Source organism: Tepidimonas sp. (genome assembly GCF_046292505.1).
Lineage (GTDB): Bacteria > Pseudomonadota > Gammaproteobacteria > Burkholderiales > Burkholderiaceae_C > Tepidimonas.
This window is the reverse complement of the sequence record NZ_JBKBQX010000023.1, coordinates 1-12,339: the sequence shown is the minus strand read 5'-3', so window position 1 is coordinate 12,339 and position 12,339 is coordinate 1. Positions and strand designations below refer to the sequence as shown.

Below are 12,339 nucleotides of genomic sequence, written 5' to 3'. Positions count from 1 at the left end.
CCCCTCCACGGCTCAGGGCTTGCCGCCCCCCTGCATGGACCGCTTGAGCGCCTCCATCGGATCCTCCTCGGCGGCCTTGTCGTCGGCGCCCGGTTGCGGCAAGCCGTCGGCGGGCTTGTCGCCGTCCGTTTCCGCTGAGTCCGCGTCGCCATCCGCTGAGTCCTGCGCCCAGGGATCGTCCGCATCGGGGTCACCCACTTGCATGTCCATCAGTTGCTGCCGAACCGCCTCCGTATCGCCCTGAACGGCTTTGGTGATGCTGCCAGTGACCAACTCCGGCCGTGCCAGCAGCACCGCCACCATGATCAGTTGCAGGACGATGAAGGCCACCGCCCCCTTGTAGATCTGCGGCGTGGTCACCGCGCCGATGCGCCGGCCGGTGACGGCGTCGGTGTAGTCCTCGCGCGCCGCCACGCTGCGCAGGTAGAACAGCGCAAAGCCGAACGGCGGCGTCAGGAACGACGTCTGCAGGTTCATCGCCAGGATCACGCCGAACCAGATCAGGTCGATGCCCATCTTGTCCGCCACCGGCGCCAGCAGCGGGATGACGATGAAGGCGATCTCGAAGAAGTCGATGAAGAAGCCGAGCACGAACACCAGCAGGTTGACCACCAGCAGGAAGCCGAGCTCCCCACCCGGCAGTTTGTCGAACAGATGCTCGACCCAGATGTGGCCATCGGCGGCGTTGAACGTGAAGCTGAAGACGGTGGAGCCGATCAGGATGAACAGCACGAAGATCGACAGCTTGGTGCTGTTTTCCATTGCCTGACGCACGATGGGCCACGACAGCCGGCGCTTGATCGCCGCCATCACCAGCGCGCCCACCGCGCCCATCGCGCCACCTTCGGTCGGCGTCGCCACGCCAAGGAAGATGGTGCCCAGCACCAGGAAGATCAGCACCAGCGGCGGGATCAGCACGAAAGTGACCTGCTCCGCCAGGCGCGACAGCAACCCCAGCCGCAGCAGCCGGTTGAGCGCCGCCAGCACCAGCGCCAGCAAGGCACCGATGGTCGTCGACAGCACCACCACTTCGTCGGTGGGGGCGGGCACATCGGCTGCACGGCCCAGCAGCGGGTTCATCACCGCGGCGTGCACCTGCGCCCAACCCCAGCCGGCCGCCGACACCAGCAGCAGCAGCGCGATCAACGAGACATGGCCGCTGGCGCCGTTGTCCTCGCGGTAGATGCGCGCCTCGGCCGGCAACGCCGGCACCCACGACGGCCGCAGGATCGCCACCGCGACGATGAACAACAAATAGAGCCCGACCAGCATCAGCGCCGGCACCATGGCGCCCGCGTACATATCGCCCACCGAGCGGCCGAGCTGGTCGGCCAGCACGATCAGCACCAGCGACGGTGGGATCGCCTGCGCCAGGGTCCCCGAGGCGGTGATGACGCCGGTGGCGATGGAGCGGTTGTAGCCGTAGCGCAGCATGATGGGCAGCGAAATCAGGCCCATCGAGATGACGGCCGCCGCCACCACGCCGGTGGTGGCCGCCAGCAGCGCGCCCACCAGCACCACCGCCACCGCCAGCCCCCCGCGCACTGGGCCGAACACCTGCCCCACCGTCTCGAGCAGGTCCTCGGCCATGCGGCTGCGCTCCAGGATGATGCCCATCAGCGTGAAGAACGGAATGGCCAGCAGCGTGTCGTTCTGCATGATGCCGAAGACGCGCAGCGGCAGGGCCTGGAACAGGTTGTCGGGAAACAGCCCGATCTCCATGCCGATGAAGCCGAAGAACAGGCCGGTGGCCGCCAGCGCGAATGCCACCGGAAAGCCGGTCAGCAGAAAGACCAGCAGGCCGGAGAACATCACCGGCACGAAGTAGTCATGCAAAAAAGCTGTCATTGCGTCGCACTCCGCCGATGGGTATCAGGACTTTTGGTGGCCACTTTGGGCGGCGCGCTCGGCCTCGGCCGCGGCGATCTCCTTGGCCAGCAGCTCGGTCTCGCTCGGCCCGGTGTGGTCCAGCGGATCCGGCCCCTTGCCGGTCAGGAATGCGATGCGCTTGACGAGCTCGCTTGCGCTCTGCAGCGCCAGCAGCGCAAAGCCCGCCGGGATCAGCAGGTAGACCGGCCAGCGCACCAGCCCGCCGGCGTTGGAGGAGACTTCGCCGCTTTGCCAGGCGCGCTCGAACAACGGCCAGCCGAGCTTGATCATCATCACGCACAGCGGCAAAACGAAGATCACGATGCCCAGCACGTCGATCCAGTTGCGCGTGCGGGCGCTGAGCTTGCTGGAGATGAAATCGATGCGCACATGGGCGTTGCGCAGGAAGGCGTAGCCGCCGCCCAACATGAAGACGGCGGCGAAGAGGTACCACTGCACCTCCAGCCAGGCGTTGGAACTGGTACCGAAGGCGCGGCGCACGATCGCGTTGCCAGCGCTGATGAGGGTGGCGCTCAAAATCAACCACATGGCCAGCCAGCCGACGGCTCGGTTCAGGGCATCGATGCCCCGGGTCAATCGCAACAACAACGTCATGGTGAACTCTCCGGCGCGGTATCGATGCGCCGCGCGCAGTCTAGCCGATCATTCCACACAAATATCCCGCACCACAGAACGGAAAACCCCGCTTGCGCGGGGTTGCGCATGACATCTGGGCGAGGCTGGCCACCCCGCCCGGTGTACGCGAGGACTCAGAGCTTCGCGCCTTGCATGTAGCTGTCGAAGCGCGCCTCGGTAAAGCGGAACCACAGGTTGGCGTCGCGCTGGAAGTTGCGATAGTCCGCGTAGACCTTCTTCCAGTTCGGGTTGTTGTTGCTCAGCTCGCTGTACAAGCCCATCGCCTGATTGAAGGCCTCGTCCATCACGCTCTTGGGCAGGGCCAGCACCTTGGCGCCGTTGGCCACCAGGCGCTTGAGCGCCGCCGGGTTGCGCGCGTCGTACATCGCCTGCATCGTCACATGGGCGTGGCTGGCTGCAGCTTCCACCATGGCCTTGTAGTCGGCCGGCAGGTCGTTGTAGGCCTTCTTGTTGATGTAGAAGTCGAGCTGCGCGCCACCTTCCCACCAACCGGGGTAGTAGTAGTTCTTGGCGACCTTGTAGAAGCCGAGCTTCTCGTCGTCGTACGGGCCCACCCATTCAGTCGCGTCGATCGTGCCCTTTTCCAGCGCCTGGTAGATCTCGCCGCCCGGGATGTTCTGCGGCACCCCCCCCATGCGGCTGAGCACCTTGCCGGCGAAGCCGCCGATGCGCATCTTCAGGCCCTTGATGTCGGCCGGGCTCTTGATCTCCTTGCGGTACCAGCCCCCCATCTGCGCCCCGGTGTTGCCGCCGGGGAAGTTGACGATGTTGTACTGGTCGTAGAACTCGCGCATCAGCTTCATGCCGTTGCCGTCGTAGAACCAGGCGGTGAGCTGACGGCTGTTCATGCCGAACGGAATGGCGGTGCCGATGGCGAAGGTGTCGTCCTTGCCGAAGTAGTAGTACGGCGCGGTGTGGCCGGCCTCGACGGTGCCCTGCTGCACCGCATCGACGACGCCAAAGGCCGGCACCAGCTCACCCGGGGCGTGCACCGTCACCTGGAACTTGCCGCCGGACATCGCGTTGATGGTCTTGGCGAACACCTCGGCCGCGCCGTGGATGGTATCCAGCGACTTGGGGAAGCTGGAGGTCAGACGCCAGCGGATCGTGGCCTGGGCATGCACCGCGGGCGCGGCCGCAGCCGCCAGAATGCCGGCCACGCCGGCGTGCTTGATGACGGAACGACGATCCATATAGGAGAACTCCTTATGAGTGGTTGAACTGTGGCCTGCAGCTCACGGGGAACTGGTCGGCGCCGCGGTGGCGACTATAGTGGACGCCCGCCAGGTGCAGCGGGGGTGTTTACCCTGAGGGCGGGCGCTTTGCCGGACATCTTGAATTTATTTCAAGCATCAAAGAAACCGTCTCACGCCCCACGCTTGTGCACACCGGCTGTTCAGGCGGCGGGATGCACCACTTCGAGCACTGGCCGGGCCACCAGATGCGCACCCAAACGGTCGCGCACGCTGCGCTCGATTCCGGCCGCATCCAGCCCCAGCCGCGCCAGCAACAGCGCCGGGTCGCCGTGCTCGATGAAGCGATCGGGCAGGCCGAGCGGCAACACCGGTCGCACCACGCCTTCGGCGGCGAGCAGTTCCATCACCGCAGCCCCGGCTCCCCCGGCAATGGCCCCCTCCTCCACCGTGACCAAGGCGTCGTGGTCGCGCGCCAACTCCAGGACCAGATCGCGGTCCAGGGGCTTGGCCCAGCGCATGTTGGCCACCGTCGCCCCCAGCGCCTCGGCCGCCTGCAACGCCGGGTGCAGCAGGGTCCCGAAGGCGAGGATCGCCACCCCCCGGCCCCGCCGGCGCACCTCGCCAAGGCCGTAGGGCAGCGCCTGCGGCTCGCGCGGCAGGGTCGTACCGATGCCGGCGCCTCGCGGGTAGCGCACCGCTACAGGATGCGACTGCTCGTAGGCCGTGGTCAACAGTTGGTAACACTCGGCCTCGTCCGACGGGCACGCGATAGCGATGTTGGGGATGCAGCGCAGGAAGGGGATGTCGTACGCCCCGCAGTGCGTGGGGCCGTCAGCGCCGACGATGCCCGCGCGATCCAGCGCAAACACGACCGGCAGATTCTGCAGCGCCACGTCGTGGATGGCCTGGTCGTAGGCGCGCTGCAAAAAGGTGGAATAGATCGCCACCACCGGCTTGAGGCCCTCGCACGCCAGCCCCGCAGCAAAGGTCACCGCATGCTGCTCGGCAATGCCGACGTCGTAGTAACGATCCGGGAAGCGCCGGTGGAACTCCACCATACCCGAGCCCTCGCGCATCGCGGGCGTGATGCCGATGAGCCGCTTGTCACGCTCGGCCATGTCGCACAGCCACTGACCGAAGACGGTGCTGAAGGTCGGCTTGGGCGGCTGCGCCGGGGGCACGACGCCGACTTGTGGGTCGAACTTGCCCGGGCCGTGGTAGGTGATCGGATCGGCCTCGGCCAGCTTGTAGCCCTGCCCCTTCTTGGTGACCACGTGCAGGAACTGCGGGCCCGCGCCATCGTCGAGCAGGCGGCGGATGTTCTCCAGCGTGGGCACCAGCGATTCGAGGTCGTGTCCGTCGATGGGGCCGATGTAGTTGAAGCCGAATTTTTCGAACAGCGTCGCGGGCACGACCATGCCCTTGGCGTGCTCCTCGAAACGGCGGGCAAACTCCAGCAGCGGCGGCGCCACACTGAGCACCTGCCGACCGACGCTGCGTGCCGCCGCGTAAAACCGCCCGCTCATGAGCTGTGCCAGGTAACGGTTGAGCGCACCGACCGGCGGGCTGATCGACATGTCGTTGTCGTTGAGCACGACCAGCAGCGGGGCCTTGGTGACGCCCGCATTGTTGAGCGCCTCGAATGCCATGCCGGCCGTCATGGCGCCGTCGCCGATGACCGCCACCGCACGCCGGCGTTCCCCCTTGGCCTGGGCCGCCAGGGCCATACCCAGCGCAGCGGAGATGCTGGTGGAGGAGTGCGCGGTGCCGAAGGCGTCGTACTCGCTTTCGCTGCGCACCGGGAACCCACTGATGCCGCCGAGCTGACGCAGGGTATGCATGCGCTCGCGCCGGCCGGTCAAAATCTTGTGCGGATAGGTCTGGTGGCCGACATCCCACACCAACCGGTCGTTCGGCGTATCGAACACATAGTGCAGCGCGACCGTCAGCTCCACCGTGCCCAGGTTGGAGCTGAAATGCCCGCCGGTGCGCGCCACGCTTTGCACCAGAAACTCGCGCAGTTCATCGGCCAGCGGGCGCAACTGAGGACGCGCCAGCCGGCGCAGATCGGCCGGCGAGTCGATGGACGAGAGCAATCCGTTCATGGCAATCCCCCACTCGGTGCCGTCAATACCGGCGCTGTACCACCCATCGGGCCAGCGCCGCCAGGCGTTGCGTCGGTTGCGCCGGCATGTCGTGCAACGCCTGCAGAGCCTGCGCCAGCAGCGCCTGCGCATAGGCCCGCGCCGGCTCGACACCCAGCAGCGAGACGAACGTGGGTTTGTCGGCGGCGGCGTCCTTGCCCGCCGTCTTGCCCAGCGTGGCGGAATCGGCCGTGGCATCGAGCACATCGTCGATCACCTGAAAGGCCAGCCCGAGCGCACGACCATAGCGGTCCAGCGCCGCCAGCGCGGCGCCATCCACCCCGGCCGCCAATGCCCCCATGCGCACGCTGGCCAGCAGCAGCGCGCCCGTCTTGCGGCGGTGCATGTCTTCCAGTGCCGACTGGTCCAGGCGCTGCCCGACGCCGGCCAGGTCGATGGCCTGCCCGCCCGCCATGCCCGCCGCGCCCGACGCCACGGCCAGTTCCCGCGTCAGCGCGACGGCCAGCGCGGGACGCGCCTGTGCCCAGGGTGGCGTGACCAGCCACTCGAAGGCCAGCGCCTGCAGCGCATCACCCGCCAGCAGGGCCTGCGCCTCGCCATAGCGCACATGGACGGTCGGCTTGCCGCGCCGCAGGACGTCATCGTCCATGCAGGGCAGGTCGTCGTGCACCAGCGAATACGCATGAATGAGTTCGACCGCACCCGCCACCGACCACACGGGGGCGTCCGCCGCCGGATCGCCATGGGCGGACACCGCCTCCCACGCCGCCAGAGCCAGCAGGGGGCGCAGCCGCTTGCCCCCGTCGAGCACGGCATACCGCATGGCCTCGCCGAGGCCGGCCGGCGCATCGGCGGGCAGGTGCGCATCCAAAAACGCCTCCATCTGCTCGAGGCGCCGCGCCATCCACTCCCCCAGCCCAGCCACGGGCGCGGCCGGCAGCGCAGCGCCCATCATGCCCCAGGCTCCCATGGTCGGGTCTGCTGACCGTCCACCACGCGGATCTGCTGCTCGACCGCCTCCAGACGCGAGCGGCAATACGCCAGCAAAGCCGAGGCGCGCTGGTAGGCCCCGAGCAAATCGTCCAGCGGCATTTGCCCCGACTCCAACCGCGCCAGCAGGGCCTCGAGCTCCTGCACCGCTGCCTCGTAGGTGCTGGGCAGCGGCTCGACTGCCGCGGCGCTGTCGGCAACGGCGGGGGAGGACTGGGCGCGTGGCATATCGGGATCCGTTGCGTCGGAGCGCGTCATGACGAATGAGACGCCGTATTTTTGATCCGGCTCAAAAAGCTTTTCATTGTAGTGGGTTGCCCCGCCGACGGGGGTGGGGGTAGAATTCGCCGTCCCCCGCGGCCCGGGTTCGTCCAGGCTGGCGGGGGACAGTGCTTTCACCCCACAAGGAGGTGTGTTTCCCCAACCCCGCGCCGAACCGTCCTCACGTTTCTGAAGCGCTTGTACACCCCGTCATCGGGGGGAGTCTGAGGTCAGGATCATCATGTCCGATTTGAGTCTTCCATTGCAGCAGGCGAAAAGCCAACTGCCGGTGTCCGTGTATTTTGACGAGGCGCTGTTCCGGCGCGAGCTGGAGACGATCTTTCAGTCCGGGCCCCGCTACGTGGGGCACGCCAATGCGGTTCCGAATGTTGGGGATTATTTCGCGCTGCCGCAGGAGGGCGAGGGCCGCGCATTGGTGCGCACCGAGCGCGGCGTGGAGCTCGTCAGCAACGTCTGCCGTCACCGGCAGGCCGTGATGCTCAAGGGCCGCGGCAACCTCAACCACGAGGGGCAGGCGCACGCCGGCGGGCACATCGTCTGCCCGCTGCACCGCTGGACCTACAGTGGCGGACTGGGCCACAACCTGCCCACGGGGACGCTGATCGGGGCGCCCCACTTCGCGCAGGATCCGTGCCTGAACCTGCAGCGCTGGAAGCTGCGCGAATGGAACGGCCTGCTGTTCGAGGACAACGGCCGCGACATCGCCGCCGATCTGCGCGCGATGCAGGTGGCCGATGTGTTCAACTTCGACGGCATGGTGCTCGGCCACGTCGAGCTGCACGAATGCAACTACAACTGGAAGACCTTCATCGAGGTCTATCTGGAGGACTACCACGTCGTGCCCTTCCACCCGGGGCTGGGCAATTTCGTCACCTGCGACGATCTGCGCTGGCAGTTTGCGCCGGAGTTTTCGGTGCAAACCGTGGGCGTGCAAAACCTGGCCGCCAATGCCGGCAGCCCGGTGTACGAACGCTGGCACGAGGTGCTGATGCGCCACCGCGAGGGCCGCTTGCCCGAGCACGGTGCCGTGTGGCTGACCTACTACCCGCACATCATGGTCGAGTGGTATCCGCATGTGCTGACGGTCTCCACCCTGCACCCGATCGCCGTGGACAAGACGCTCAATCTGGTGGAGTTCTACTACCCGGAGGAGATCGCTGCCTTCGAGCCCGAGTTCATGGAAGCGCAGCGCGCCGCCTACATGGAGACGGCCATCGAGGACGACGAGATCGCCGAGCGCATGGACGCCGGCCGCAAAGCGCTGCTGCAGCGCGGCACCAGCGAGGTCGGCCCCTACCAGAGCCCCATGGAAGACGGCATGCAGCACTTCCACGAGTGGTACCGCGCCCGCATGGGGCTGCCGGTCGGCGACGTCGGAGGTTGACCCCCTGCGTCACGATCCCACCAGGGCTGCCGAGGATGCCGGGGCCGCCACCGGTGGCTCCCGTGCGGCCGCGCCCCCGCGCCGGGAGCGCCCCGCCCAGGCCCTGTGGATGGTCGTGGGCGCGTTTTTGTTCGCCTCCATGGGGGTGTGCATCAAGTTCGCGTCCAGCCACTTCCACAGCTTCGAGGTCGTCGGCTACCGCGGTCTGATCGGCATGCTCTTTTTGCTGGTGCTGACCCGCTCGCGCGGGGTGTCGCTGGCCACGCGCGTCCCGATGATGCACCTGTGGCGCACGATCGTCGGCACCGCCTCGCTGCTGGCGTGGTTCTATGCCATCGCACAATTGCCGCTGGCCACCGCGATGACGCTCAACTACATGAGCAGCGTGTGGGTGGCGGCCTTCCTGCTCGGCGGCGCGTTGCTGCTGCAGCGCGGCAGCCAGCCGCTGCGGGACCAGACGCCGCTGTTCCTGACGGTGCTGGTGGGCTTTGGCGGGGTGGCCCTGGTGCTGCGCCCCACGTTCGATGGGACGGCGGCACTCGGGGGCCTGTCCGGCTTGCTGTCCGGCCTGACATCGGCACTGGCCTATCTGCAGGTCGCCGCCCTGTCCCGCGCCGGTGAGCCGGAAAGCCGGACGGTGTTCTATTTCTCGGTCGGGGCAACGCTGGTTGGCTTTGCGGGCACGGCCGTCATCGGGCCCAGCCCGCTGACCACACCCCAGGCCCTGTGGCTGATTCCCATTGGGCTGCTGGCGGTACTGGGGCAGTTGTGCATGACCCGCGCCTACGCCAGCGGGGCGACGCTGGTCGTGGCCAACCTGCAATACTTTGGCATTGCCTTTGCCGCGCTGTACGGCTTGGCGGTCTTTGGCGACCACCTGCCGCTGACGGGGTGGCTGGGCATGGCGCTGATCGTCGCGAGCGGCATCGCGGCGACCTTTTTGCGCGAACGCGCCGTCCCCAAGCTGCCCGCCGAGGAACACGCATGACCACCGATCTGCCCTGCCCCCTCATCGACGCCGCCACCCTGCGCGAGCGGCTGGCGCACGGCCCCGCGATGCGGATATTCGATTGCAGCTTCGATCTGGCCGACCCGGCGGCGGGGCGAGCCCAGTACCGTGCCGGGCACATCCCCGCAGCGCGGTATGTGCATCTGGACGACGACCTGAGCGCCGGAGCCGACGACGAGGCACCGGCCGCCAGCGGCGGGCGCCATCCCCTGCCTGCGCGCGAGGTGTTCGCTCGGCGTCTGCGCGCCTGGGGCCTAAACCAGGGCGAGGCCGTGGTGGTCTACGACCGCCAGGGCGGCATGGTCTGCGGACGTTTGTGGTGGATGTTGCACTGGTGTGGTCATGCGCCGGTTGCGGTGCTGGACGGGGGCTGGGCGGCCTGGGTGGCGGCGGGCGGGGCCATCGAAACCGGCGACGCCGCCCCCGCGACGGCGGGGGACTTTGCCCTCGGCCCGGCGCGGGTGTGCTTGCGCAGCGCCGCCGAGGTGGCAGCCGCGCTCGGCACGCCCGGGCAGACGCTGATCGATGCCCGCGCCGTGCCGCGCCATCGCGGGGAGGTCGAGCCGCTGGACCCTGTGGCGGGTCACATCCCAGGGGCGCTAAACCGGCCGTTCACCGAAAATTTCGACGCGGATGGCCGCTACAAGTCCCCCGATCGTCTGCGGGCGGAATTCGACGCCTTGCTGGCGGGGCGCGACCCGGCCACGGTGGTGCACCACTGCGGCAGCGGGGTCAGCGCGATCCCGAATGTGCTGGCCATGACGATCGCGGGACTGGGCGCGCCGCCCCTGTTTGCCGGCAGTTGGAGCGAGTGGTGCAACACGCCCGGCCTGCCCTGCGCCCGGTCGTGCTGAGCGACGCGGCGTCCCGGACAGGGCCCCTCGGCCGTCAACCCAGCGCTGCCCAGTCCGGTTCGGGCAGCGCTTCGACCTGGGGCCGTGCAATCAGATAGCCCTGGAACAGCGCCACGCCCATGGCGCGCAGCTGGTCGTACTCCGCGCGGGTTTCCACCCCCTCGGCGATCACTTGCACCCCAAGGGCCGCACAGGTGCCGAGCACGCCGCCGACGATGGCCTGGCGTGCGCGGTGGCGGTCGATGTCGCGCACCAGCGCCATGTCCAGCTTGACCAGCTGCGGCTGGTACTCCGCCAGCAGATTCAGCCCTGAGTAGCCGGCACCGAAGTCGTCGATGGCCGTGAGAAAGCCGCGGTCCTGGTAGTCGCGCACGATCGAGAGCGCATGCTGCGGATCGCGGATCTTCTCCGCCTCGGTCATCTCGAAGATGAGGCGCTGCGGGTCGAAGCCGACCTTGTGCGCCGCCGCCAACGTGAGCCGGATGCAGGTGGCCGGCTCGTAGACCGCGTTGGGCAGAAAGTTGATCGACAGCCGCGCCCGCATCCCGAGGCGCTGCGCAGTGTCGATGGCCAGCACGCGGCAGGTCTGGTCAAAGCCGTAGAGCTGCTCTTCGGTGACGGTGGCCAGCACCGCCCCGGCGGGCTCGCCGCCGGGGCCACGCACCAGCGCCTCGTAGGCGAAGACCTCGCGTCGCGCCACGTCGACGATCGGCTGGAAGGCCATGCGCAGCTCGCCGCCGTTCCAGGCGCGCGCGCCGCGGCAGCGGATGCAGCCGCCGATCTCGGCCAGCTCGCCCTCGAAAAAACGCTCCAGATACGGGCGTACCTCGCTCATGCCGGCCATCCTGGCTCGCACGCCGGCGTCAGGCGCCGACGCCGTGGCGCTGGAACCAGGCCAGGCAGCGCTGCCAGCCGTCGCGCGCGGGGCCTTCGCGGTAGCTGGGGCGATAGTCGGCGTGGAAGGCGTGCGGGGCGTCCGGATAAACGACGAATTCGCTGGCGCGCGCCGCCGGGCTGCCCTGCGCCAGCGCCGCCTTCATGCGCTCGACCGACTCCAGCGGGATGCCGGTGTCGGCCCCGCCGTAGAGCCCGAGCACCGGCACCTTGAGCTCGCCGACGACGTCGAGCGGATGGCGCGGCTGCAGCGCGGTGCGCTGGCCCTCCAGCCGCCCGTACCAGGCCACCGCGGCCTTGACGCGCGGGCCGTGCGCGGCGTACAGCCAGGTGTGCCGCCCGCCCCAGCAAAAGCCGGTCACCGCCACGCGCGCCGCGTCGCCGCCGTGTCCGGCGGCCCACGCGACACAGGCGTCGAGATCGGCCATCACCTGCGCATCGGGCACCTTGGCCACCAGCTCGCTCATCAGGCGCGCCAGCTCGCCGTAACTTTGCGGATCGCCCTGGCGCACGAACAGGTCCGGCGCCAGCGCCAAGTAGCCCGCGCGGGCGAAGCGCCGCGCCGTGTCGGCGATGTAGTCGTGCACGCCGAAGATCTCGGAGATCACCAGCACCACCGGCAGCCCGGTGCGTCCGGCCGGCGCGGCGCGGTAGACCGGAATCGAGCCGCCTTCGGCCGGCACCATCACCTCGCCGACCGTCAGGCCATCGGCCGGGGTGCGGATCGCCGTCTGGGCCACCGCCGGCAGCGCTGCCAGCGCGTAGCCCGCGCCCAGCGCGCCGCGCAGCAGCGCGCGGCGCGGCACGGCCGCAGGCGCCCCGTCCGCGGGGACATCCAGCAGGGCCAAGGCATCGGTGCGGGCATCGGGGGTCGGCGTCATGACGGTCTCCTGGGAACGTTGCGAGTGGGCGCCATCGTACGGGACACTCCGCAGCGGGAAGGTCACGCGCGTGGGCTAGGCGGTGTCAAGCACCAAGTGCAACAGTGGAATCACTGAAGGGAGTGGCTGGCTTGGGTGACGTTCTCCAGCATGGCCTGGTAGACGGCGATCGGAGGGTAGAAGCCGTGGATGGCGCGCGGGCGGTTGTTGAGCCGGTC

11 protein-coding genes are annotated in these 12,339 nt (G+C 68.5%); 3 read left to right on the top strand and 8 right to left on the bottom strand.

The genetic code is table 11. The features are described from left to right. Window positions 1-12 precede the first annotated feature (12 nt). The 6 genes from ACK4TH_RS09455 to xseB all read right to left on the bottom strand — a co-directional run bounded on the left by ACK4TH_RS09455 (window position 13) and on the right by xseB (window position 7,045). The gene (locus ACK4TH_RS09455; RefSeq protein ID WP_409625575.1) at window positions 13-1,848 is read right to left on the bottom strand and encodes a TRAP transporter large permease subunit; all 1,836 of its coding nucleotides are present in this window, start codon (window positions 1,846-1,848) and stop codon (window positions 13-15) included. Between the two features lie 24 nt (window positions 1,849-1,872). After that, the gene (locus ACK4TH_RS09450; protein WP_409625572.1) at window positions 1,873-2,484 is read right to left on the bottom strand and encodes a TRAP transporter small permease subunit; all 612 of its coding nucleotides are present in this window, start codon (window positions 2,482-2,484) and stop codon (window positions 1,873-1,875) included. A gap of 155 nt (window positions 2,485-2,639) precedes the next feature. Then, window positions 2,640-3,719 carry a TRAP transporter substrate-binding protein gene (locus tag ACK4TH_RS09445; protein WP_409625569.1) on the bottom strand — a complete coding sequence of 360 codons (1,080 nt, stop codon included), beginning with the start codon at window positions 3,717-3,719 and terminating at the stop codon, window positions 2,640-2,642. 203 nt (window positions 3,720-3,922) lie between these two features. After that, window positions 3,923-5,827, bottom strand: a complete 1,905-nt coding sequence (dxs, locus tag ACK4TH_RS09440) for a 1-deoxy-D-xylulose-5-phosphate synthase (protein WP_409625566.1) — start codon at window positions 5,825-5,827, stop codon at window positions 3,923-3,925. A 22-nt stretch (window positions 5,828-5,849) separates the two neighbouring features. Further along, window positions 5,850-6,782: a polyprenyl synthetase family protein gene (locus ACK4TH_RS09435; RefSeq protein ID WP_409625623.1), complete on the bottom strand. Its 933-nt coding sequence runs from the start codon at window positions 6,780-6,782 to the stop codon at window positions 5,850-5,852. Next, window positions 6,779-7,045: an exodeoxyribonuclease VII small subunit gene (gene xseB / locus ACK4TH_RS09430; RefSeq protein WP_409625563.1), complete on the bottom strand. Its 267-nt coding sequence runs from the start codon at window positions 7,043-7,045 to the stop codon at window positions 6,779-6,781. Before xseB ends, ACK4TH_RS09435 begins: the two co-directional genes overlap by 4 nt. Before the next feature lie 274 nt (window positions 7,046-7,319). On the opposite strand from xseB, the gene ACK4TH_RS09425 reads away from it, so the two are divergent. From ACK4TH_RS09425 to ACK4TH_RS09415, 3 genes are all read left to right on the top strand, one after another. Further along, the gene (locus ACK4TH_RS09425; RefSeq protein WP_409625560.1) at window positions 7,320-8,483 is read left to right on the top strand and encodes an SRPBCC family protein; all 1,164 of its coding nucleotides are present in this window, start codon (window positions 7,320-7,322) and stop codon (window positions 8,481-8,483) included. Window positions 8,484-8,592: 109 nt separating this feature from the next. Further along, window positions 8,593-9,471 carry a DMT family transporter gene (locus ACK4TH_RS09420; RefSeq protein WP_409625557.1) on the top strand — a complete coding sequence of 293 codons (879 nt, stop codon included), beginning with the start codon at window positions 8,593-8,595 and terminating at the stop codon, window positions 9,469-9,471. Further along, window positions 9,468-10,346: a sulfurtransferase gene (locus ACK4TH_RS09415; protein WP_409625554.1), complete on the top strand. Its 879-nt coding sequence runs from the start codon at window positions 9,468-9,470 to the stop codon at window positions 10,344-10,346. The genes ACK4TH_RS09420 and ACK4TH_RS09415 overlap by 4 nt, the downstream gene beginning before the upstream one ends. 34 nt (window positions 10,347-10,380) lie before the next feature. Here the strand turns inward: ACK4TH_RS09415 and ACK4TH_RS09410 are convergent, their stop codons facing one another. Both ACK4TH_RS09410 and ACK4TH_RS09405 read right to left on the bottom strand, forming a co-directional pair. Then, window positions 10,381-11,181, bottom strand: coding sequence for an EAL domain-containing protein (locus ACK4TH_RS09410; RefSeq protein ID WP_409625551.1), 801 nt, complete (start codon window positions 11,179-11,181; stop codon window positions 10,381-10,383). A 28-nt stretch (window positions 11,182-11,209) separates the two neighbouring features. Then, window positions 11,210-12,121 (bottom strand): dienelactone hydrolase family protein, encoded by a 912-nt coding sequence (locus ACK4TH_RS09405; protein WP_409625548.1) that lies wholly within the window; start codon window positions 12,119-12,121, stop codon window positions 11,210-11,212. Window positions 12,122-12,339 lie beyond the last annotated feature (218 nt).